The sequence below is a fragment of the Mesorhizobium sp. WSM4849 genome, assembly GCF_055811385.1.
In genome coordinates, this window is record NZ_JBVVPW010000005.1 from 137180 (window position 1) to 160258 (window position 23079).

Annotated in this window: 19 protein-coding genes, 1 tRNA gene and 4 pseudogenes; 10 read left to right on the forward strand and 14 right to left on the reverse strand. The window is 58.7% G+C overall.

Annotation, left to right across the window (positions count from 1 at the left end):
- Positions 1 to 12: 12 nt before the first annotated feature.
- On the reverse strand, positions 13 to 1053 hold the full coding sequence (locus AC0L3L_RS07140; protein WP_473637070.1) for an ABC transporter substrate-binding protein: 1041 nt from the start codon (positions 1051 to 1053) through the stop codon (positions 13 to 15).
- 199 nt (positions 1054 to 1252) lie between these two features.
- Here AC0L3L_RS07140 and AC0L3L_RS07145 point away from each other — a divergent pair, with 199 nt between their 5' ends.
- A complete protein-coding gene (locus AC0L3L_RS07145; RefSeq protein ID WP_473637071.1) occupies positions 1253 to 2251 on the forward strand; it encodes a LacI family DNA-binding transcriptional regulator in 999 nt (332 codons plus the stop codon).
- 208 nt (positions 2252 to 2459) lie between these two features.
- Here the strand turns inward: AC0L3L_RS07145 and AC0L3L_RS07150 are convergent, their stop codons facing one another.
- Together AC0L3L_RS07150 and AC0L3L_RS07155 are read right to left on the reverse strand one after the other, a co-directional pair.
- On the reverse strand, positions 2460 to 3242 hold the full coding sequence (locus tag AC0L3L_RS07150; protein WP_473637158.1) for a DUF1499 domain-containing protein: 783 nt from the start codon (positions 3240 to 3242) through the stop codon (positions 2460 to 2462).
- 79 nt (positions 3243 to 3321) lie between these two features.
- The gene (locus AC0L3L_RS07155; protein WP_473637072.1) at positions 3322 to 4950 is read right to left on the reverse strand and encodes a fatty-acid--CoA ligase; all 1629 of its coding nucleotides are present in this window, start codon (positions 4948 to 4950) and stop codon (positions 3322 to 3324) included.
- Positions 4951 to 5124: 174 nt separating this feature from the next.
- Between AC0L3L_RS07155 and AC0L3L_RS07160 the strand changes: the two genes are divergently transcribed.
- On the forward strand, positions 5125 to 5481 hold the full coding sequence (locus AC0L3L_RS07160) for a hypothetical protein (protein WP_473637073.1): 357 nt from the start codon (positions 5125 to 5127) through the stop codon (positions 5479 to 5481).
- Between the two features lie 240 nt (positions 5482 to 5721).
- Positions 5722 to 6111 (forward strand): DUF427 domain-containing protein, encoded by a 390-nt coding sequence (locus AC0L3L_RS07165; protein ID WP_473637074.1) that lies wholly within the window; start codon positions 5722 to 5724, stop codon positions 6109 to 6111.
- Positions 6112 to 6176: 65 nt separating this feature from the next.
- Here AC0L3L_RS07165 and ppdK read toward each other — a convergent pair whose 3' ends face one another.
- Positions 6177 to 8855 (reverse strand): pyruvate, phosphate dikinase, encoded by a 2679-nt coding sequence (gene ppdK, locus AC0L3L_RS07170; protein WP_473637075.1) that lies wholly within the window; start codon positions 8853 to 8855, stop codon positions 6177 to 6179.
- A gap of 209 nt (positions 8856 to 9064) precedes the next feature.
- Between ppdK and AC0L3L_RS07175 the strand changes: the two are divergent.
- From AC0L3L_RS07175 to AC0L3L_RS07195, 5 genes and pseudogenes are all read left to right on the forward strand, one after another.
- Positions 9065 to 9157 (forward strand): annotated as a pseudogene (locus tag AC0L3L_RS07175) (VOC family protein); the annotation flags it as partial.
- A 107-nt stretch (positions 9158 to 9264) separates the two neighbouring features.
- Positions 9265 to 9513 (forward strand): annotated as a pseudogene (locus AC0L3L_RS07180) (VOC family protein); the annotation flags it as partial.
- A gap of 140 nt (positions 9514 to 9653) precedes the next feature.
- A tRNA-Gln gene (locus AC0L3L_RS07185) sits at positions 9654 to 9728 on the forward strand.
- A 226-nt stretch (positions 9729 to 9954) separates the two neighbouring features.
- A complete protein-coding gene (locus AC0L3L_RS07190) occupies positions 9955 to 11106 on the forward strand; it encodes a nucleotidyltransferase family protein (protein ID WP_473637076.1) in 1152 nt (383 codons plus the stop codon).
- Between the two features lie 149 nt (positions 11107 to 11255).
- Entirely contained in the window at positions 11256 to 12902 is a 1647-nt protein-coding gene (locus AC0L3L_RS07195) for an ABC transporter ATP-binding protein (protein ID WP_473637077.1), read from the forward strand.
- A 96-nt stretch (positions 12903 to 12998) separates the two neighbouring features.
- Here AC0L3L_RS07195 and AC0L3L_RS07200 read toward each other — a convergent pair whose 3' ends face one another.
- The 7 genes and pseudogenes from AC0L3L_RS07200 to AC0L3L_RS07230 form a co-directional block, all read right to left on the reverse strand.
- The gene (locus AC0L3L_RS07200) at positions 12999 to 13277 is read right to left on the reverse strand and encodes a PqqD family protein (RefSeq protein WP_473637078.1); all 279 of its coding nucleotides are present in this window, start codon (positions 13275 to 13277) and stop codon (positions 12999 to 13001) included.
- 6 nt (positions 13278 to 13283) lie between these two features.
- Positions 13284 to 14138, reverse strand: coding sequence for a hypothetical protein (locus AC0L3L_RS07205; RefSeq protein WP_473637079.1), 855 nt, complete (start codon positions 14136 to 14138; stop codon positions 13284 to 13286).
- Positions 14135 to 15265 carry a methyltransferase domain-containing protein gene (locus AC0L3L_RS07210; RefSeq protein ID WP_473637080.1) on the reverse strand — a complete coding sequence of 377 codons (1131 nt, stop codon included), beginning with the start codon at positions 15263 to 15265 and terminating at the stop codon, positions 14135 to 14137. Before AC0L3L_RS07210 ends, AC0L3L_RS07205 begins: the two co-directional genes overlap by 4 nt.
- A gap of 13 nt (positions 15266 to 15278) precedes the next feature.
- Positions 15279 to 15695 carry a tail fiber domain-containing protein gene (locus AC0L3L_RS07215; RefSeq protein ID WP_473637081.1) on the reverse strand — a complete coding sequence of 139 codons (417 nt, stop codon included), beginning with the start codon at positions 15693 to 15695 and terminating at the stop codon, positions 15279 to 15281.
- Positions 15696 to 15983: 288 nt separating this feature from the next.
- Entirely contained in the window at positions 15984 to 17864 is a 1881-nt protein-coding gene (gene asnB, locus AC0L3L_RS07220; protein WP_473637082.1) for an asparagine synthase (glutamine-hydrolyzing), read from the reverse strand.
- A 15-nt stretch (positions 17865 to 17879) separates the two neighbouring features.
- The gene (locus AC0L3L_RS07225; RefSeq protein ID WP_473637083.1) at positions 17880 to 18416 is read right to left on the reverse strand and encodes a lasso peptide biosynthesis B2 protein; all 537 of its coding nucleotides are present in this window, start codon (positions 18414 to 18416) and stop codon (positions 17880 to 17882) included.
- Positions 18417 to 18722: 306 nt separating this feature from the next.
- Positions 18723 to 19988, reverse strand: a pseudogene (locus tag AC0L3L_RS07230) (SLC13 family permease); the annotation flags it as partial.
- Positions 19989 to 20220: 232 nt separating this feature from the next.
- On the opposite strand from AC0L3L_RS07230, the pseudogene AC0L3L_RS07235 reads away from it, so the two are divergent.
- Positions 20221 to 20343 (forward strand): annotated as a pseudogene (locus AC0L3L_RS07235) (transposase); the annotation flags it as partial.
- Positions 20344 to 20512: 169 nt separating this feature from the next.
- Positions 20513 to 20830: a hypothetical protein gene (locus tag AC0L3L_RS07240; RefSeq protein ID WP_473637084.1), complete on the forward strand. Its 318-nt coding sequence runs from the start codon at positions 20513 to 20515 to the stop codon at positions 20828 to 20830.
- Positions 20831 to 20894: 64 nt separating this feature from the next.
- On the opposite strand, the gene AC0L3L_RS07245 is transcribed toward AC0L3L_RS07240, so the two are convergent.
- The 3 genes from AC0L3L_RS07245 to AC0L3L_RS07255 form a co-directional block, all read right to left on the reverse strand.
- Entirely contained in the window at positions 20895 to 21458 is a 564-nt protein-coding gene (locus tag AC0L3L_RS07245) for a DUF995 domain-containing protein (RefSeq protein ID WP_123147110.1), read from the reverse strand.
- Between the two features lie 132 nt (positions 21459 to 21590).
- A complete protein-coding gene (locus tag AC0L3L_RS07250; protein WP_473637085.1) occupies positions 21591 to 22535 on the reverse strand; it encodes a glycoside hydrolase family 26 protein in 945 nt (314 codons plus the stop codon).
- Between the two features lie 15 nt (positions 22536 to 22550).
- Positions 22551 to 23057, reverse strand: coding sequence for a DUF995 domain-containing protein (locus tag AC0L3L_RS07255; protein WP_077381293.1), 507 nt, complete (start codon positions 23055 to 23057; stop codon positions 22551 to 22553).
- Positions 23058 to 23079 lie beyond the last annotated feature (22 nt).

The window sequence follows — 23079 nt, forward strand, 5'->3', positions numbered from 1 at the left end:
TACAGCTGAGACTCAGCGGGCCATCATCTCATCGAAGGCTTTTTGGGCAGCCTCGCCGTTCTTGACCCACCATTCTGAATTCGAAAACACCGAAGTGCCGGCATTTTCAGGCGCGGTCGCAAGCGTCTTCAGGCGATCCTCGGGAATAAGGCCACCCTCATATGCCGCAGGATTGACCGGGCCATAGGCGATGAAATCGGTCAGTTTCGCAACACGCGCGGGCTGCGTCATCGCTGCGATGAGCTTCATCGCGGCTTCCTTGTTCGGCGCTCCCTTCGGCACTCCAAGGCAGTCCGTACCGATAACCGAACCCTTGAACGTGTAGTCAGCAGCACCCCCGTCTGCTTTCACGGTTTGGGCCCGTCCGTTCCAGGTAACGACCAGATCCGCTTCGCCGTCCTTCAGCAACTGCGCGGACTGAGCTCCCGAGGTCCACCACACGGCGACATTTGGTTTGATCGCTTCAAGCCGCTTGATGGCGCGCTCCAGACCTTCCGGCGTGCTGAGCACGGAATAGACGTCCGCCGGCGCTACGCCATCGGAGAGAAGCGCGATCTCGATCGAGTCTTGCGCGTTGGCGCGCAACGCGCGGCGACCCGAGAATTTGGCAACGTCCCAGAATTCCGCCCAGGTCTTCGGCGGGTTCTCGCCATAGGTCTTGGTGTTCCACGACATGACGGTGCCATAGGAATCGAACGGATAGCAGTAGTCGGACTTTGCGCCGTCCGGCACGGATTTGGGATCGATGATCTTGTAGTCGAGCGGCTCCAGCAGCGATTGAGCGGCCGCCTGGGCGCCTTCCGGTGAGCCCAGGTGAATGACGTCGGTCGTGACCGCGCCCGAGGTGACCTGCATCTTCAAGGCGGCCAGGCCGTCGCTTAGCGTCTCCTCGAGGACATCATAGCCAAGCTCTTTTGCAGCAGGGCCCCACATGGCCGCCTTCATGGCGTTGCCATAATCGCCACCTGCGGTCGTGATGGTGACTGTTTGCGCATGGACGGGCAAGGCCGCCGAGATTGCGAACGCTGTTAAGGAAATGCGTAGCCAGGACATAGGTTCTCCTCCCCAACTTTTATCAAATGTTGCTCGAAATGGCCATATTTTTGCAATCGTAACGTTACGATTGCATCTGATTGGGCCAGAGTCAAGCTGCTTCCTATGGGAGTTTGGATTGACGGGGATGCCGAATCCGATAACGTTATGACGGTCGCCAAATCAGCCGGCGCTTTCGCAATATGAAGTCGGGCGAATAATGGCCAATCTAAAGCAGATCGCGGCGGAACTTTCCCTCTCGGTGACCACGGTGTCCCGCGCTCTGAAGGATGGGCCGGAAGTGCAGCCCTCGACCATAGCCCGCGTCAAGGAGGCGGCTAAGCGGGTCGGCTATCTACCAAATCATCATGGTCGTGCGCTCAAAACCGGTCGAACGATGACGCTGACGGCAGTACTCCCGATGGAGACACGAGACCATCTGTCCGATCTGTTGAAGCTTCCTTTGATCGAAGGCATGACGCTGGCGGCGCGGCAAGCCGGGTATAGTCTGTCCATCTATTCCACCACTCCCGACGACGATCCCGTCGAGAGTGTTCAGCGGCAGCTTCAGGCGCGCAGCACCGACGGACTGATCATCACGCGCTTGGTGTCGGGTGATCCGCGCGTCAAGCTGCTGCTGGATAAACGCATGCCATTCGTCGCGTTTGGAAGAACCGACCTGGATACCGCGTATCCCTATGTCGATGTCGACAATGAACAGATTGCCTACGAGGCAACCCGACGGCTCATGGATAAGGGCTGTCGACGCATTGCACTGCAACTTCTGGTTCCGGAGGATCAGGCAAGTGCCATGCGTCTTTCCGGCTATGGAAGGGCAATGGCCGAGGCCGGTATTCCGATCGACCAATCGCTGATCGGTCATGGCATGTTCACGATGGAATCGAGCGCAGCCTGGTTCGATCGCTTGCTGGCTTGTCCAGAGCCGCCGACAGGCCTGGCATGCGCCAACGAACTGGGCCTTCTAGGGGCGTTACACGCTCTTGGCAGAAGAGGTCTTGTGCCGGGGAGCGACGTCCACATTGTCACTCGTGACAGCACGCGGCTGGCACGCTTCCTGCCGGCAAAGATCGGAATTCATTCCGTGGACATGGCGGGTGTTGGACGCAAACTTATCGAAGTCCTGGAGAGCCGGATCATCAATCCGCTTGGGCCGATGGAGACAGTCTTGATGCAAGGCACATTCGAGCCGGCCGAATAGTCTGCCCGCAGACTCGATCGAGCCACGGACGGCGACCCACCTCACGCGGCTTCGCAGCGCAACCGATCGTCGCAATCCCACAACTGTCCGTCGAGCGAAGCACGTACATTTCGACCGAAGGGAATAGACCCCGGCAACCTCTGATTGTATTAGCCGCATTTCTGTGGCGTCAAAGCGATTCCGCTTGGCTGTAAAAATGCTCTGGACATCACTCGGCCGGGGCCGTGCCGACCTGGCCGGCGACTTCCTGGTCCAGCTCGGCTAGGAAATCCACGATGCGGGCCGCATTGTCGCCAAGGTCGTAGCGGCCATAACGGGAGGCCGAACGCATGTCGACGATGATCGCAATGCCATCGTCGGTCACACGGATGGCGACGTCGGCGGGAAGGCTGAGGATAAAGCTCCTGGCCACGGCATTGATCGTCACCTCGCTTTGCCCGATCGCGCGGGGAACCGGCGCCGTTAGCTGCCAATCCCGACGATCGAGCACGGTTGCGACTGCTTCCAGGACCCGATCGAAAGGCAGATTGTAGCTGCGTCCGGTGACAAGCGGATAGGTCTCGGTCTGCAGGCGCTGCTCGCCCGGGGTCGGTGGCGAAAGCGCGTTCATATCACCGGTCCGGGTGCTGGCGTCGAGCACCGGCGGATCGTCGAAATCCGTCGAGATGTCCCTGAGCGGCGGAGAAGTCGCTGCCCAGTAGGCAGCGATACCAAAGGGAGCAAGCACCAGCAGTGCCAGCAACGTGCCGACAGTGAGACCGTGACCGCCACGGTCGCCAAAATTCCACAGTCTCGAAAAGGCAAATCCAGCGAACAGCAGCGCAAAGGCGGCAAGCAGCGCGACAATGCCGAGCACCCAAAGGAAAGCCGGCGTTTCAACAAGCTCATATCGATGGCCGACGAGAACGGTCAGAAGCAGGACCGCCGAAAAAGCGCCTGTCCGCCGCGACCAGCCGGCCGCCTTCGACGTCTGTCGCTCGGGATTTTCCATTGTTTTCAGCACTGCTCCACCCCGAACGGGCGCTTTGAGCCGTTTAGCGGCGGCTTTAAGGCGAAAGACGTCATCTCCGTCAATCCGTCGGCAGACGATAGTCCCTGAATTGCTGGCGCAAGGTGGTCTTCTGGATCTTGCCGGTAGCGGTATGGGGGATTTCGCCGACGAAGGCGACATCATCCGGCATCCACCACTTCGCCACCTTGCCGTCCATGAAAGCGAGGATATCCGTCTTGGTCGGCTCCCGGCCCGGCTTGCGGACGACGACAAGCAACGGCCGTTCGCCCCATTTCGAATGCTGGATGCCGATGGCGGCCGCCTCCGCCACGTCAGGATGACCGACCGCAAGATTCTCGAGCTCGATGGTCGAAATCCATTCGCCGCCCGACTTGATGACGTCCTTGGCGCGATCGGTGATCTGCATATAGCCGCTCGGGTCGATATGGGCGACATCACCGGTATCGAACCAGCCTTCTTCATCGAACTGTTCGGATCCGATGCCGCCATAATAGGCGCGCGCGACAGCCGGTCCGCGGACCTTCAAGCGTCCGAATGTCTTGCCGTCCCATGGCTGCTCCTTGTTGTCATCGTCCGTCACCTTCATTTCGACGCCGAAAGGCGGATAGCCCTGCTTGCCCTGGACGTCGAGTCTGGCTTCGCCTTCAAGCCCGGCATAGCCCGGCTTCATGGTGCACAAGGTGCCAAGCGGCGACATTTCGGTCATGCCCCATGCGTGGATGACCTCAACATCGTAATTGTCCTGGAACTTCGTCGTGATCGCACGCGGGCAGGATGAGCCGCCGATGACGACCTTCTTCAGATAGGGAAGTTCCTTGCCGGACTCCTCCAGATGCTGGAGCAGCATCAGCCACACTGTCGGCACGGCGGCGCTGAACGTCACCTTTTCGGTGTCGAGCAACTCGTAGATCGAGGCGCCGTCCATCTTGCAGCCGGGCATGACCAGCTTGGCGCCGATCATCGGCGCGCTCTGGCCAAGGCCCCAGGCGTTGGCGTGGAACATCGGCACGACAGGCAGTATGGTGTCGCGCGACGAGAGGCCCATGGCGTCGGGCATCGCCGCGATCATGGCGTGCAGCACGTTCGAGCGATGGCTGTAGAGGACGCCTTTCGGATCGCCTGTCGTGCCCGAGGTGTAGCACATGCCGGCGGCGGTATTTTCATCGAACGTCTTCCAGGTGAAGGCGCCGTCGGCTTCGTCAAGCCACTCCTCATAGGCAACGACGTTCGGCAGCGTCGTTTGCGGCATATGCGCCTTGTCGGTCAGCACGATCACCTTTCTCAGCGATTTGACCGCGCCGGCGATCTTTTCAAGCAGCGGCATGAATGTCAGGTCGACGAAGATCGCCTTGTCCTCGGCATTGTTCATGATCCACACGATCTGCTCGGGAAACAGGCGCGGATTGAGCGTGTGATAGATCGCGCCGACACCCATGATGCCGTACCAGGCTTCGATGTGGCGCGCCGTATTCCAGGCCAATGTGGCGATGCGGTCGCCAAGGCCAAAGCCATCCCGCTCGAGCCGCTGGGCGACCTGCAAGGCGCGGCGATGAATTTCCGCGTAAGTGGTCCGGACGATCGGGCCCTCGATCGAGCGCGATACGATCTCGCGTTCGCCGTGCTGCCTGGCTGCGTTGTCGATGAGCTTGTGGCAAAGCAGCGGCCATTCCTGCATCAGTCCGAGCATTCTTTCCTCCCATTGGTTTTTCGTTCCATTGTGGGACGAACAAGCGGATTGTCCAGCCATGACCGGGCAGAAGCAGTAGATTGATCGAAAAGACAGGCCGCCACAATCCGGCCATCGTCGGCGTTAACTTTGATTAATGGGCAGGGGTGCGATTGGCGAATGAAAGAGGTTCGCATGGACGCGCAGCTCGACGACAAGACTCTCGAAGATACGCTCGCCGAAAGCCTGGCTGGTCTGGTGCCGGACGCCAAAACCGTTTCCGAAGACGAATTCGTCGAAGTTGTCGGCGGCGCCCTTGAGGCGGTTGGCGGCACACTGTTGTTCAAGATGTGCGTTCAGAATGAAGGCGAAGGCCAGCACGTTGCCGCGGCATGCGTCGGCGATGGCGGCAACCGCCAGTTTCTGCTTCTTACCTTGCCGACCGGCGGTGGTGCGCTCAAGGTCGAAACCGCGTCGAGAAGCACCAATCCGGTCGCCGGTATCGCCGCCGCCTATGCCGGGCTGATGGATGCGTTTCAGGCTGCCGCCTGATCGGTCGTCGGCAGGGCCGATTTGACGAGAGACCGGCAACGCCAAAGGCGATGGTTTTTCGAGCCCCGCATTCGACGGCGGCCTTGCGCGGCGCGCCCGCCCGACACACCTTAAAGTGCTTCGCGTCAAAAGGAATTCACGCGACGCACTTTAAGTTCTTTGTTTTTATGCATGTCGTTATCCCAAAACCGCTGCGCACTTTTGGGCGACATGCATTAGGTCGTGCAAGGAGAACCCGTCATGGACCAGATCGCCAATCCGTCACCCGGCTTTCAACGCAACCCAAGTAAAGTGATTACTGTCGAGCCCTACATCGGCACTGTGACCGTACGCGCCGGCGACACGGTCATTGCCACGTCCACGAGGGCCAAGGTGTTGACCGAATCCCCCTACCCCTGGGTCCTCTACATTCCATTCGAAGACATCGATTTCGACCAGCTTCGCAAGACGGAACTGTCGACCCATTGCCCTTACAAGGGCGATGCGAGCTATTGGAGCGTGCAGCCTGCCGCGGAAGCAGGCGAGAATGCGATGTGGGCCTATGAGCAGCCTTTCGACGAAATGATCGAAATCCGCGATCACGGCGCGTTCTATCCCAACAAGGTGACGATCGAAGCCAAACCGGCCTGAGCAGGGACGGCTCGAAACCTGTCCTGCCGATCAGTCGGTGGTGCGGTCATGGTTGGTTCCTGCCCTTACCTGCGGCCATTCTTTGCAGCCTGTACCGCCGCCTGCGCGGCAGCCAGCCTGGCGATCGGCACGCGGTAGGGCGAGCACGACACGTAGTCGAGGCCGACCTCCTCGCAGAAATGGATCGAGGCCGGGTCGCCGCCATGTTCGCCGCAAATGCCGAGCTTGATCTCCGGCCGCGTTGCCCTGCCTTTTTCGGCCGCCATCCGCACCAGTTCGCCGACGCCCTCGATGTCGAGCGACACGAACGGATCCTGCTCGATGATGCCCTTCTGGCGATAGGTCTCCAGGAACGAGGCCGCATCGTCGCGTGAGATGCCGAAGGTGGTCTGGGTCAGATCGTTGGTGCCGAAAGAGAAGAATTCGGCCGCCTCGGCGATGATTTGGGCACGGATCGCGGCGCGCGGCAGTTCGATCATCGTGCCGGTAAGATAGGTGATCTCGACGCCGGTTTCCTCCATCACGCTTTTGGCGACGGCGTCGATCCGCGCCTTGACATAGTCGAGTTCCTTCACCAGACCGACCAGCGGCACCATGATTTCCGGAACCACCAGCGCCCCGGCTTTTCTGCCGGCCTCGACGGCCGCCTCGAAAATGGCTCGCGCCTGCATCTCGGCGATTTCGGGATAGGAAACCGCAAGCCGGCAGCCGCGATGGCCAAGCATCGGGTTGAACTCGTGCAGGGCCTCGGTGCGCTGCCTGAGCTTGTCGGGCGACACGTTCATGGCGGCGGCGACTTCGGCCACCTCTTCTTCGGTCTTGGGCAGGAATTCGTGCAGCGGCGGATCGAGCAAGCGGATCGTCACCGGCAGGCCGGCCATGATCTCGAACAGTTCGAGGAAATCCGAGCGCTGCATGGGCAAGAGTTTTGCGAGCGCCGTTCGCCGGCCCTTTTCCGTGTCGGCCAGGATCATCTCGCGCATGGCAACGATACGGTCGCCCTCGAAGAACATGTGCTCGGTGCGGCAAAGCCCGATCCCTTCGGCGCCGAAGGAACGCGCCATGCGCGCGTCGAGCGGCGTTTCGGCATTGGTGCGCACCTTCATGCGGCGCACGGTATCGGCCCATTCCATGATGGCGGCGAAATCGCCCGAGAGCTCCGGCTGCAGCATCGGTACGGCGCCTTTCAGCACCTGGCCGTTACCGCCGTCGATGGTGATGATGTCGCCCTTGCGGAACGTCGATCCCATCGCCATCAGCGTGCCGGCCCTGTAGTCGACGCGCAGCGAGCCCGCGCCCGAAACACAAGGCTTGCCCATGCCGCGCGCCACCACCGCGGCGTGGCTGGTCATGCCGCCACGCGTGGTCAGGATGCCTTCCGCCGCATGCATGCCGTGGATGTCCTCGGGACTGGTCTCGATGCGCACGAGAATCGCCTTGCGGCCTTGCGTCTTGAGCTCCTCGGCGTCATTGGAGGAAAAGACGATCTCGCCGGTGGCAGCCCCCGGAGATGCGGGCAGGCCGATGCCGATCACATCGCGCGCCGCCGTCGGATCGATGGTCGGATGCAGCAACTGGTCGAGCGAGGCCGGATCGATGCGGGCGACGGCCTCCTCCTTTGAAATGAGCTTGTCCCGCGCCATGTCGACGGCGATTTTGAGCGCCGCCTTGGCGGTACGCTTGCCGGACCTCGTCTGCAGCATCCACAATTTGCCGCGCTCGATGGTGAATTCGAGATCCTGCATATCGCGGTAATGCTTTTCCAGACGGTCGGAGATGGTGACGAAAGACTGGAAGGCATCCGGCATCAGCTTCTGCAGCGACGGCTTGTCGGAGCCGGCGGCAATGCGCGCCGCCTCGGTGATGTTTTGCGGCGTGCGGATGCCGGCAACGACATCCTCGCCCTGCGCATTCACCAGGAACTCGCCATAGAGCATCTTTTCGCCGGTCGACGGATTGCGGGTGAAAGCGACACCGGTGGCCGAAGTCTCACCCATATTGCCGAAGACCATGGCCTGAACGTTGACCGCGGTGCCCCAGCTTTCGGGAATGTCGTGCAGGCGCCGATAGGTGATGGCGCGGTTGTTCATCCAACTCGAAAACACGGCGCCGATCGCGCCCCAGAGCTGCTCGTTCGGATCTTGCGGAAACGGCTTGCCGAGTTCCTCCTCGACCTTGGCCTTGTAGAGTGCGATCACGCCCTGCCATTCGATGGCCGTCAGTTCGGTGTCGAGTTCATGGCCGAGCCCGCCTTTCTGGTCCTCGAGGATTTCCTCGAACACCTCATGGTCGAGGCCCATGACGACATCGGAATACATCTGGATGAAGCGCCGGTAGCTGTCATAGGCAAAGCGGGCATCGCCTGAATCGGCGGCCAGCGCCTCGACCGTCTCGTCGTTCAGACCGAGATTGAGCACGGTGTCCATCATGCCGGGCATCGAGGCGCGGCCACCGGAACGCACCGACACCAAAAGCAGTTTCGAGGGATCGCCGAAACGGCGCCCGGTCAGCCGGCCGATGTGGTCAAGCGCAACCGCGACGTCCGCCTCCAGCGAGGCCGGGTAGGTGCGGCCGTTGGCGTAGTAGGCGTTGCAGACCTCGGTAGTGATGGTGAACCCCGGCGGCACGGGCAGGCCGAGGCTGCACATTTCGGCTAGATTGGCGCCCTTGCCGCCCAGGAGGTTCCTGTCGCCGGCACGGCCTTCCGCAGCGCCGTCGCCGAAGGTGTAGACCCATTTGGTCATGCTTGCTCTCCGGTTGCAGGAGATTGAAAAGATTGACGAAGCCGAAGTTTCGCCGTGTCCCTATCCGAGCGATATGATGCTGCAGTGCGAAAGGCAAGCGTCGGCAGAGCCAGCCGGCTTCTACAATCGATTAAGAAAAAGCGATGCCAAAAAGACTTGCGGCTCGATCGCCATTTAAGTAGAACATAACAGGAACTAGGGGTAACGCCATGAGACTGACCGGAAACCTCGATTATCTGGAAATGCCGGCAACTGGTGGAACGCTGGATAGGCTCAAGGCTTTCTACAGCGCCGCCTTTTCCTAAAGCGCGTCGCGTTCGACCGGACCTCACGCGACGCGCTTTAGGTTGTTGTTTTATGCATGTCGTTATCGCAAAACCGCTGCACACTTTTGCGCGACATGCATTAGTCGTTCACCGACTACGGGCCGACCTATTCGGCGTTTTCAGAAGGTCTTCACGGAGGCTTCCAGGCTGAGGCCGGCGAAGCGCCCGCCAAGCCGCTTCCCGTGGTTTATTCCGACCACCTGGAAGAAACCCTGGGCGCCGTCGAAAATGCCGGCGGCACGATCGTCAAGCCGATCTTCTCATTCCCCGGCGGCAGGCGGTTCCATTTCGTCGATCCGGCCGGCAATGAAATGGCCGTCTGGGGTGAATAGCGACAGAGTTCCCATCCAGGACGATGATTGCGGACCGAAACTCTGGCTACCGTCCAGTTGCGCATAGCCGCTATTCTCGGCATTGAGCTTTCCGTCGGCTCGTCCTATAAGGCCGCGCGCAACGGGCATGTTCCCGTTGCTGGGGCGTAGCCAAGTGGTAAGGCATCGGTTTTTGGTACCGACAATCCCAGGTTCGAATCCTGGCGCCCCAGCCATCGCTCACATGTCCGTTCCGGACCCATGTGTAGCAGCCACTAAGTAATGCCGGCACGCTACGCCGCTGCCAACTTGACAGCCTCGTCCCCAATGCCCATCAGACGATGTCAAAGCTTGCGGTGAACGCAGCAGCGAACAGATGGCCAGGCCCGAACGAATGACAACAATCTGCCAGAGCGCCGGGCCCCAAGGGCGCTGTTGGATCTCTGCAACGGAGCTCTAGTGATGCAGGGCATTGACGAGCTGCTTTGTGCTACCCTACGTCGCGAAAATCCGACTTGGCCGGAATACGGCGACGATAATTTCGTGGCCCGATTCATCGAGCGAAGTGCTTATCACGGGGTACAGGCGTTACTTCATCACTATATTGCAGATCGCGAACGCGTTGAGCTGGGTTGGCCGGAAGTTATCGTGTCTACTTGTCGTCAGCAGGCCACTGCTCAAGCAATGTGGGAGATGCGTCACCAGTACATGCTGAATCAAGTACTGGAGCGCCTGGTGGCCATTGGCATCCATCCAATTCTGTTCAAAGGTACGGCCCTAGCCTACGATGTCTACCCGGCGCCTTTCCTGCGTACAAGAGGTGACACGGACATCCTCGTGCCGTCGGACACCCGTGATCGGGTGGCGAAAGCACTAGAAGCCCTGGGGTTTCGTGAACTGGGAATAAGAGCGGATGTCATTAGCGGTCAGACGAGCTATAGTTGGACAGACCCCGCCTCCAATCAGGAACACACCCTCGATTTGCATTGGCGGATCGCCAATTCCACACTCCTGTCAAATCTGTTCTCGTATGAAGAATTGCGTTCCGAGGCCCGGCCACTGCCGAACTTAAGCGCGAATGCCCTCGCAGCTGATCCAGTGCACGCGCTCGTGCTCGCCTGCATGCATCGAGCGGTCCACAAGCACGCTTTGTACTACGTCGATGACGTGGCCCATTATGGCGGCGATCGACTGATCTGGTTCTACGACATTCAGCTTCTGTTTTCGATGCTGTCGCCTTCGCAACGCAATGAATTTGTTGAACTTGCCGAGCGTAAAGGATTGCGGGCGACTTGCCTCGACGGCATCGAGGCGACCCGAGTCCGTTTTCATACCGCTATATCCGAAGCCGTGTCTGGCGCGCTTTCCCGTCCTGGACCGAAAGAAACCGCGTCGGGCTATCTCAGCGGATCCAGGTCGTACCGAGTATGGATGGACTTCCAAGCCGCGAGAGGCGTGCGAAACAGGTACGGTTTTCTGGCCGAACTCCTCTTCCCGCCGGCAATCCATATGCGGCAAAAATATCGCCAGGCAAACCTATCGTGGCTGCCTTGGCTCTACTTACGCCGGGCCCTGGCCGGGTCTTTGAAGTATTTACGCAGCCGGGATAGTTGAGCCTCTCTGCGGGCGCGTGATTCCGAAATCGTAAGAAATTCTACCGCGGTTGAGGATGCAGCCTGCCTCTTGGTGCTCACTCCAGCAGATCACGTCGATCGATCTCTTGTGGAACTATGAACAGATTGTCGAAAATTAGTGAGACAAACATGCTGCTGACATTAGCGGCACCTTATCGCCTGGCGTTGGCCGTCGGCCTTATATTGATGCTATGCGAAAGCGCTGCTTTGTTGGTCATGCCCTGGCTTGGTGGCAGGCTTGCTGAAACGTTTCTCCAGGAACGCGCAGGCAGCAGCACGATCAATATCCAGGTACTTTTTCTAGGAGCATTGGCGCTGTTCGCGGTACAGGCCGTTTTAAAATTCAGCAATATATACCTGCTTGGTGGGACGACCACACGAATACTGGCGGACTTGAAAATCCGAGTTTACGACCATCTTCAGGCGTTGCCGCTTGCTTTCTCCCACCGGCGGCGTCACGGCGATACGCTAGCATTACTTACTCATGATGTGTATGTCGTGAGCGATTACATCAGCGGCACCGCACTTGCTGCCTTGCCGCTCTTCTTCACCGTCAGCGGGGCATTGGCTTTAATGTTCCGAATCGATTCTCTTCTCGCCATGTTCGCTGCAATCATTATTCCGTTGCTCTATTTACTGCTTAAAGTTTTCGGACGACGCATGCGGCCATTGGCGCGCCAACTTCAGGAGGAGCATGCCATTGCCATCGCCATTGCTGAAGAAAACCTTAGCATGCTTCCTGCCATCAAGACCTTCACGCGCGAACAGCAGGAATCGCAGCGTTATCGGAATCAGATCGAGCGCGTCGTCAGCCTGAGCGCCAAGGAGCGCGCTATCCATGCCGCATTGGGGCCGGGGGTTCAGCTTGTGACGGCGGCCGCGGTCGTTGTTATGCTTTGGTTGGCCCAAGGGCAAATTGGCGATGGGGCTCTCACTGTGCCTCAATTGGTGAGTTTTCTCCTCTACGCCCAGGTAATGGCGCGACCCATGGCCGGGCTCGCAGACGTCTATGGACGGACCCAGCACGCGCGCGGAACGCTGAGCCGGCTCGCAAGAGCCTTGGCCGAAGAGCCTGAGCCGAGCTGGCATGCGGGCAAGCAGATGGGAAAAATAAACGGCAATATCGAATTCCGCGGTGTCACGTTCAGTTACCCGGGGCGTGAGCCTGCATTGAGGTGCCTCGATCTATCCGTCGCCGCGGGCGAGACAATAGCGATCATAGGTCCCAACGGCGCAGGAAAGAGCACGGTGGCGCATTTGCTTATGCGTTTGCATGAGCCTTCCAAGGGAAGCATTTTCATCGACGGCGTGGATATTTCCACGGTTTCCTTGCATAGCCTGCGCAGCCAGATAGGGGTTGTGCCTCAGCACGTGTTACTGTTCAACGCCAGCGTCCGCGACAACATCGCCTATGGGCGGCCTGAGCCCACACAGGATGACGTTAAGGCAGCAGCACGGTCGGCCCGCGCGCATGACTTCATCATGCAATTGCCGCAGGGTTACCAGACGCCAATCGGCGATCGGGGTGTGCGGCTGTCCGGAGGGCAACAGCAGCGGCTGGCGTTGGCTCGGGCGCTGTTGAAAGATCCGCCGATTCTAATACTCGATGAAGCTACCGCTATGTTCGACCCGGAGGGGGAGCGCGAGTTCTTGCAGTCGTGCGTGGATGTGCTGCGGCAGAGGACGGTGCTTTTGATAACCCACCGGCCGGCGAGCCTGGCGCTGGCTGATCGGGTGTTCAAGCTGGATGACGGCATTACGACAAGCGCCGAGTAAGTCCAGCCTCACCGTCACGCAGGCTGGCTCAACTGAACTCGGTGCTTCGGATCAGGCTATCGAGCGCCTGCTGCTGGACAATACAAATTCATACACTCATGCCTCTTCAATCTTGACCAGCCCCTGGCTTTCGAGCGTTTGCAACAAGCTGAATACATCTTTCTCCAAGGGCGCAGGCTCGACCTCGTACTCGTCGAGCATAGTTCCGCAGATTTCGCCTACGGTTTTTCCTTCGGACAGCAGTATCCAGATACGTGCCCCGACTGGGTCCAGCCCAAAATACGTTCCGCTGGCGAGATCCAGGATCACCGTCTCCTGGCCCACCTGTCGCGCCATCACTTGCGCCGGAATCGCCACTCTGTCAGTCAAATTCATGCTGGTTCACCTATACGCGTGTTTCACAATGGCCTGCCTGACCCGCGACAGGTTTTCAAAGCGTCGGGGATAATCCAGGCGGTAAAAAATTGGTTGCCCGGCCAGGCAGGACAATTCATCGAAATGGGCGGCAAGCAGTTCGTGTGCCTCAATTTCGAGTAAGAAAGAATGCTTCACTAGTTCCATCAGAGCTTCGCGTCCGGTCATACCCTCGAATACCGCTTCCTGCTGGACACCCTCGCCAAGAAAATACACCCGGCGTAAGCGCCGGGGTTGCCCGCAGAAGACGATCTCATCGCCCGCAAGAAAACGCGCCTTCGATGTGAACTGCACCGGAGGCGCCTTCCGTACACCATCCTTGCCGACCAAGGCTTCCTCACTGTCTCCCCATAAGCGGATCGAAGGATGGCTCGGCATAATCTGAAACCCACCGTCGCAAGGCTCCACCAGCAGCCCATCATCCGTCAGGAAGCGGAACCCGTCGGTTGCAAAGCTTGCCGCCAGCGTGGACTTGCCTCGGCCTGACTCGCCGATAAATGCGATGCCCTCGCCGCTGATTTCGACCGCGCTGCCGTGCAAAACCAGCTTCCCCTGTTTGCTGAGCGCCAGGGGCAAAACCTGATTCAGATAAAGATGCTGAATGGTCGCGCCGGAGACTCCCTGCACCGGCCATGCTTGGATCTGTCCGCCATCTTGGCTCACCTGGAAATCCGCCAGTTCGGGAAAACGCAGCAGGTAGGCTCCCCCGATGCGGTAGAAATCCGTCCACAAAGTTCCGTCTGGGAAAACCCACTGGTGAAACAAGGTGGCGTCAAGCGGCATTTGCGGGCGGGCGTCCGCCACCTGAAAGTCCACCGTCATTCCGTGTCCTTGCCCAGCACCTGGGCGACAAATCGCACTGTTTCTTCCACGGAAGGGAACAAGCCGGGGTGTTCGCGCAGCACGGCTTCTTCAACCTGCCTGACAGTCCTTTGACCGTCGCAAAGCCCTAGCACGATCATTCTTGCCTGCCCTTGGCAATTGGGTCGGGGCACATGCGCGGGATTCCGTTTCATGATGTCGGCCGGCGTGCGCAACTCGCCCTGCCAGGTCGAATGGCTGAATTTCCGCCCTCCGGACGGGATTTCGACTTCCCAGGCGATAACCGAATCCGTCGGACGCGCCATCACCCTCGCCCTCACCACATCGCCGGATTTTACCTCGACGGCTTCGGCGATGGGCAGGAAAGCCTGAGAGCGCTTGATTGGACGATCGGCAAGCGGCGAGTTGGTCAACCACACCCCTTCGGCCAACTCACAATCGAACCAGCCGCCGAGTCCGCGCAGGATGCCATCGCGCTCTATGCGCAACTCCGCATCCCAGGAGAAAAAGTCCGGATTGTCTTCACGAAAATCAATGCTGCCCAGCTCAGCGGGGGCGCCAAGCAATTCTTCCCGCTGAAGATTGACCGCATGCTTGGTGTTGACGGCGTATTGACGCAGCCAATGGAATTCGCTCGCTACGCCCGCTCGCCGCCACCCGTCGGCCAGGCCGTAACTGGTTTCCGATTCCACTGCGGCGAGTTGAAGCCTGAGCCTGGCGGGGATCAATGCCCCCCCTGGCTTCAGGAAACGCCGCCTGGCGTCCGCGAAATATTCGATGATGCCGGCATCAAAGCCGAAATAGCCGACTTGATCGCAGATCACCACATCAACCCGTTCGGGCAGGTTGGCCCGCGGAGAGTAGTCCCTCATGAAAATCGCTTGGCCACCCCAGCCCGCGCGAACGAAGGATTCCCGCGCGACCTCGATCATGGCGGTTGCGTCAATGGCGTACACACGGGACGCGCCCGCCTGCAAGCACAACAGCCCCAGAATCCCGGTGCCACAACCGAGATCCGTGATGTAATCCCCATGTTTGACGACCTGGGCGACAGCGGACTTGAACTGTTCAAGTCTTACCGAATCGCCGACATACCCCAAGTGCTCCACCAGCACGGAACTCGACATTCCCCCGCACGGCTCAGTGAATAGAGGGGTGCCGTATCCTCAGCATGCCGTAGTTCACCATCTTGTAACCGTCAGGATGAACGCTTACGGCTTCCGGCATGACCGTCTCAACCTCGTCGGCCATTACACCAAACTCCCTGCCAAGGCCCCACTGTTCGCGGTATTCAGGCTTGTAGTCGAACAGATAGAGGCCGATTCCAAGCGAATGGGTGCCAATGCGGACGACGTTCTCTTTGGCGCGCCGGTCGGAGGCGGCCATAAGCCTACCGGCCGCATCTGGCCCGCTTCCTGATTGGCCTCTAGTTATTGCGCTTACGGAACCGTAAATCTGCAATGTGGGAGTCGAATAGGGCGCCTTGTTTGGCTCGGCAGCTTTGTTTTCAACGGTGAGGTGAGATGGCGCCTGCTGTTCGTTCAGATTGCTTTTCATTTCATTCGGCCTTTTACGCTGACTCGGTAATCTCTCAGGAAACCGTCAGATGAACCATCTGGACGTTCTCGGTGACTTTTGAACAAGATTGGTACCTTGCCACCAAGCGAAAACGGGCGCAACCCTGACGCGCAGCATTCATCGAAAATTTAACCGATGTGACGATCAAGATATCTAACGGTACGCTACATAGCTTCAACGGTACGTTACATGGCATCCATTAACAGTACGTTATATGACCCATTAACAGTACGTTATATGACCCATTAACAGTCCCTTATATTGGCATCAGCGATACGTTACATGGCATCCATAAAGTCCCCACAAAATCCATATCGGCCAGCCGGCCTGTGGATTGTCTCGATAAGCCCGGAATAGCCGGGCCATCCCGTCCCGATCAACCCAGGTGCCACGCTCATGGGGAATCGTCTCGGTCAATATGGCTTGCATCCGGTCCAGATGCTCACGGAACACGATTGAAAATTCTGCCTTGCTTTTCCGCTCGAGGATCGTCTTCGGCAGAAGATTCTTCAAAGCCTGGACATGGATATATTTGGTTCTATCCCCACGCAGCCGTAGCCTTTCCGGTAGCGAAAACGCATACTGAACGAGTTTGGGATCGTGGAGCGGGTATCGCATTTCGCTCCCGCAATGGGCGCCCAGGCACTCAAGATCCTCCTTCTCCTGGGCATTGCAAGCATCGTATAGAGTCTTAAGTAGCGCCCTCTGGCCGACGCTGCGCACTCGCCGATGGTGTGATGGGAGAATACGCTCGCGACGCAGACGGATCACTTCCCCCATCCGCGGCGAGAGCCAGTAGCAGGCGTTGCTGGTCCCGCTCCCGCGCACTCTGCGAACCAGGCGGCGGAGACCCTCCTGGAGAGCGACTGGCAGTAGCGGGAAAAACCCCTGCCGTATGAGCCAGCTCACCGCCTGCCGCGTGCCGAATGCAGTCGCGTCGGTTTTGAGGCAATCATAGAGCCTACGCACATGCACTTGCGCCAGTGCCTCTGCGTAATACGCACGGGAGCCTTGCAGCCAGTGATCTCCTCCTTGACCGTTCAGCGTGACACGGCTCCCGTGCGCAACGGTTTGCTGCCATAAGCCAGCAAGCATTGACGCGTTCGGAAACCCTGGAAACTGTCGGCCGGACCGGGCGCGTTCCGCAAACCATGAAAGAGGCATCCTGGAAGGGGGCGTCTCATGAATCCGGAGCCCTAAATGCTCGCCCACCGCCCGTGCATAGGGGAGTTCGCTGGCCCCGCCTTCCTCCTCCGTGAAGCCAAGCGTGTAGCCATTTATGCCGTGTGTGAGCAGTCTGTTCGAGCGCCGCAGGTGTTCCGCCACGCAAAACACCGCGGAGGAGTCGAGTCCGCCGCTCACCTCAATGGCGACCGGCCGATGCGACCGGGATGAACGCCTGACGCACTCGAACAGTAATTCGCGATAATGTTCTATGTATTCTTCGTCCTTGCGAAACGGCAACGTCGCCCAAAGATCCGGTTGCCAGTATTGTTCGAGTCGCGGCCCCTGGTTCCCGGCTACCATTCGATGTGCTGCAATCAAGCGCAGGATACCGTTCCACAGGGTCTCGTCCCTGGAATACCATTCCGACGTCAGCACTTCGGCCAACATGCCTTCATTGGGTTCCTGCTTCACCCAAGGCAGCGCAAGGATGGCTTGCAGCTCTGAGGCGAAGGCCAGTGTTTTGCCGTCCCAATGGTAATTGAAAGGCCTGTTGCCCATGCGGTCGCGGGCGCAAAAGGCCTCTTGTCGCCGCGCATCCCAGATTACCAGTGCGAAATCGCCGTCGATATGCGGCAAACATTCCCGCCCCCAAATCTGGTAGGCTCTCAGCACCAGTTCAGCATCCGAGCGATCTCGAAGTACGGCGCCGCGCCCCAGCAGTTCCCCCCGCAGTTCCTCCCAGTTGTCCACCCGCCCGTCCATGACCAGGACAAGGCTTGCATCCTCATTCGTCAGCGGCTGGGTTTCTTCCAGCGACTCTGGCGTGGTGCGAAGCATGCATTGACCGAGCCCGATGGAGCCCTGCACCCAGTGGCCGGTGCCATCCGGGCCCCGGTGCGCCATAGCCGTGGTCATTTTTTCCACTAACCCGGGCTCCACCGGCTTACCGTCAAAATGAATTATCCCGGCGATGCCGCTCATATCATCCCCATGGCATCAACCAAAATTGCGCTTGAATGCGGCAAAGCGCTCGCCAACATCGACCGTATCGTTAAGAACCTTGCCCCGGTATTCGACCCAGGCATGGGCTTCAAATTTGCCATCAGCCTTGCGCGTGCCGATGCGCAGTTCTCCTTCGATGCCTTGCCGCCGCAGCAAAAACCAAAGCGTCATGGAGCGCTTCAGGCAGTTGCCGGAATATGAACCACGATACGCGGCAATGGATACCAGACGAGCGGTCTCTTGTGCCTGTCCATAAGAATCGGTCCCGCCAACCATTGAGTGAAGCCGGTCGGGGTTGCAAACCGCAACCTGAACGTTTGAGGGCGGCGGTGATTCACGAAGCGTGAGCGACGGGGTTGCAACCCCTCTCACGCTTCGAAGATCGCAAATCCAGATCAGTATAATTCTTGCCCGTCGGAAACCAAACATCTGCAATATCATTGCAGTGAATGGTAACAACAACATTGCAGCGATCACTGTCCTGCGTTGTGCGGCCGTCAGGGCCAGAAATTTTTTCAGTCGATTGGCCACTAGCGCCTGTGTTCGGTTGATAACTGATCTGATCGCTAATTGTAACCGCTTGCGCTCGGGTGACTACCCTCTATCGAGATATGGTCATCACGCCATTTGATCGGTCAGGCACACCTCTGGCAGTGTTGTGCTTCCGGTGTGGTTAACAATCCGTCGCCGGCGATCGGGAATACCAAAGCATGGCCCATCATATAAGCGGGGTCCATGTTCGCTGTGCTGATGTGCCAGCTTTCTCGAATCGGCAGCGAGGGGTTGTTTTTCGCCGGCCGGCGAAAGTTCGAGCCGGATTGATCCGTCCATCGCATATTAGTTCATCGGCCATACGATCATTAGCATCGGCACAGCAACAATGACGACGAGGAACGATAGCGGCAGTCCCAGACGTGGATAATCGCTGAAACGGTAGCCGCCCGGCCCCATGACGAGCGTGTTGCACTGGTGGCCGATCGGGGTGAGAAAATCGCAGCCGGCGCCAATGGCGACCGCCATCAGAAATGCTTCCGGCCTGTAGCCGAGATCGCCGGCAAACTCGGCGGCGATAGGCGCCATGACCAGAACGGTGGCGGCATTGTTGAGGAATGGCGTAACGGCCATGGCGGCGACAAGGATGAGCATCAGTGCGCCGGGCGCCGGAAGAATGGTCCCCAGTTTGGCGAGCTCGCCGGCAACCACTTCTGTCGCCCCTGTACTGCGTAGCGAATCGCTCACCGGGATGAGAACGGCGAGCATGACGAGGATTGGACCATCCAGCGATTGGTAGACCTCCCGGACCGGGATGACCTTGAGAAGCACCATCCCGACCGCGGCCGCAAAGAAAGCAACGGAGACCGGTAGCAGCCCGAACGCAGTCGCCACCATAGCGAGAGCAAGGATGGTTACCGGCACGATACCCTTACGGACGCTACCAAGCAGGATAGCCCTTTCTGCCAGCGGCAGGCAGCCGAGTTCGCGCAATATCTCGGGTATCGTCGCTGCATTGCCCTGCAGCACGACGACGTCGCCGAGCCTTAGCTGGACTTCGGCCAGCCTGCGGTCGAGGCGCTCGCCGTGACGGCTGACAGCCAGGAGGTTGACATTGAAGCGGTGGTAGAGGGCAAGGCGCTGGGCTGTCCAGCCGATCAAAGGGGAGCTTTCACCGATGACGGCTTCGATAGCGACCATCTCGCTGGTCGTGTCGTCCCCTCTGGCCCTGTTGCCCGTAACGCTGAGTTTGCCCTGGGAGACAAGGCGATCCAGCGCCCCTGGGTCGCCCTCAAGCAGCAGAATGTCGTTCACTTTGAGGACAACGTCGGGCAGTGGCGTCATCCGCATAGTCCGGTTGCGCAGGATCGACGTCACGACAGCATCGCCGCCGGAAAGCTTGATGAGGTCTGCGACGGTTTTTCCAAGCACCGTCGAATCGCGGACAATTCGGGCCTCTGTCAGGTAATTCTTGATGTTGATGGCTTCATTCACCGACCCGCCCAGCTTTTCGCGCACCGGTAACAGCCAATAGAAAAACACCAGGAAGATCGTTCCGGCGGCGGCCAGCGCGGCTCCAACAGGTGTAAATTCGAACATCGTGAAGCGGGTTAGGTAGCTTTCTGTGACGGCCTTGGGCCACGGCCTGCCGTTGGGCGGCCGCGAAGGAAAGAGTGATGAAAGGGGTCAGATCTTCTCTTTGGGCTGGTTATGATGGGGCGACCCCGGCACACGTCGCCGTGAGTTCCACTTGCATCTTATGCGACTTTGCCCGCCACCTTTGAGCCCACTGCCACTGTCCCCATAAAAGATGCTCTGCGACTTCGCCGTAGGATAGCGAGTGCTGAGTGCCTCGAAGGGCGAGTGGACGCTGGAGCGGCTCGGCTACCGCTCGGGTTATTACGGCCGCACCCTTTTCACCCGCGTCGGCAAGCTTGAGCTGCGGGTTCCGCAGGGGCGAAGTGGAATTTCGCATCCATCGGCGGACGCGCCGCCGGCCTCATTTTGGTCAAATCGCCCCACTTGAGGCATGAGGAATGCGACATTTTGTCTAAATTTATCAAGATAGTTCAAACCAGAACCTAAAGTCCTTTGGGTACAACGCACTCCAGAACAATAACATTGGAGGCTAGCACATGACGTTTTCTACTGCGCATCGGAACCGTTTTAGAAGAGTGGCGATTGCAGCGATCGGGCTTTCTGTTTCCGTGGCTCTCGGCGCAAACGCGCAAGCAGGCGAAATGCGTAAGCCAGAGGGAGAGACACGGTCCGTGTACCTTGTCAAATATCGAGTTAACAACGATGTTCGCTACAATAAGAAACCCGTCGGCAAGGTCGTTAAGATATCAGCATCCCGGTACTTGAACAGCAACACCTATGTCTGCACTCCGAGCGGCTTTGGTCAGAAAGCGCGTTGCTACACTCGGAGGGTCTCGAATCAGCCAGGCGTTTAATGTTGGACCTGGTTTTGACAGAAGCCGCCGCGCCTGAAGCCGCGGCGGCTCCGTTTTTGCGCGGTTATCGAGAATTCGCCTTAAGGTGCGAAACTTCTTTGCTTACCCGATTTCCTTTGACCAGTTTGCGCGCCTCATCGTCCCGGCGAGCGGGATTGTGACGAAAGACATACCATTTCCCACCGATGAAAGGCTTCTGATAAACGACGCCATGTTTTTCACGGTGCAGGAAACATGTGATTGCACCGCTTCTTGCCAGACTCCCTTTCGCTACTTTGCTGGTCCAGAGAGCGCGCATGCAGAGCTTGCCCCCATTGGTCGCATACCAGTTTCCCTCCGCATACGACCATGCTGCCCGTTTGCGCGACCAAGCGGCGAACGGCTTCCTATTTGCAGAGAACAGCCCGCGAGCAGTTGTCTCCGCAGAATAGAACCCACCGCCGTTTTGCCATTTCCAGGTGCGGCCGGCATAGAGCTTTTCAACCGCTGAGACCTTCATCGGCGTCGCGGCAGCGGCGCGTTTTTCTATAGCGTCGCCCGCCGGTTGTTTGGGAGCGGCGTAGGCATTGCCTGCAAGCAAGAACACAAACAGCACCGCACTTGAGATAATCGAACGGATCGAAAACATTTTACTTCCTCTCCACCAAGGCAATTCCAGTAAGACTGCGTAAGAGTCCTGCGTTGGAACCGCATAGAAATAAAGGGATGGAGCGGTTCGGCCATCTGGTGAAAGCCGAACCACTCTGTCGAACGACTTGGATCAGTCCAGCGGATGGTTGGCCACGCGCCAATCGGGCCGGCCGACATTTCTCGGCCATGGATAGACTTCAAGATCGTTGAAGTAGACAACGGCTGTCATGTCCGGGAACTCGGCATGCGGCTTGTTTGCTTCCGCGGCCCAGTCACGAGCATATTCGTCGTTACCTTCGTAGCCAAGCTCCGCAATGGCGATTGGTTTGCCGAAGCCCGTCACACGGTCATAACCCGGCTTTGTGCGCTCCACAAAAGTCGTATCACGACCGACCTCCAGCTTGTCATAGGGCTGATAGCCAAAGACGGACAGACCGATAATGTCGACATACTTGTCGCCAGGATAGAAGGCTTCCAGTCCTTCTTCTCCTTTCGGTGACCACATGTATTGGGCCGACGGAAGATGCTTGCGGCATATGTCGATGACATGCCTGTAGGCGTTCACATAACCTTCAGGCTTCCAGAAAGCCCAGGTGAATTGCCCGTCATTATCTTCCATTTCCTGCGCCCAGCGGATAGTGACGGGGCTTTTCAGCTGCGCCGCCGCAGAGCAGACCGCTGACATATTGGCATCGTAGCGCCCGCCCAAAATCCCGGCGAGCAAATCCTCAGGACCTACACGCCAGTCCCGCGCCCAGGACCACGGCTCGACCGTGATCAACAGGGAACGTCCACGCTCACGCGCATAGGCATCTGCGGCGCTGAGCGTTGCCAGATCCACATCTTCCCAGGGAAGAAAAAGGTGTTCGATTTTTGAGTTGGAATCGTTGGTATAATCCGCGTGCGGATCGTAGGCGCCGGGGGTTACGGAGTCAGCCGTGATGATGGGACGCTTGTCCCGAAACTGATTGCGGCTGTCGACACTCGCTCCCGACACGCCGCTGGCTGCATAGACACCACCGGAAATGCATGCGCTGCAAAGCAAGGCTGCTGATAGTTTAAAGAGACTTTTCAAGGCCCCCTCCCTTTCTTACTGTTCAGATTGCTGTGCCGCACCAAGCGCGGCTTTGATGGCATCGAGTTGACGGGAAACCAGATCGGTGGACACCAGCTTGCTGGCCTCGTCGTCTTGGTGGACCTCGGCGTTACGGAACGCATACCACTCACCACCGGGCTCGCGCTTCTGATAGATCGTTCCATTATCGATGCGATGCGAAAAGCAGGTCTTGGCGGGAAATACACCCTGTTCGGAATGCCATGTCGCGTTGAGACACATCCAACCTGTCTCGGTGATGATCCAGCGGCCTTCCGCCCAGGATTTGCCCGTCTCACCGTCGGTCCATGCCGAAAATTGCCGGTCCGCGCCCACCATTCGTCCGGCTCCGCTGTCCCACTGCCAGCTCTTGTCTCTATAGAGATCGTAGATTTCGCCTGCTGTCATGCGACGTGCCCCTTCCGGCAGAACGGAAACCTGTGAGGAAGAGGCAAAGGCCGGTGCAGCAATGCAGGACACTGCCCAAGCGACTGCTGTCAGCATCCGGAAACCTGACAGCAATAGA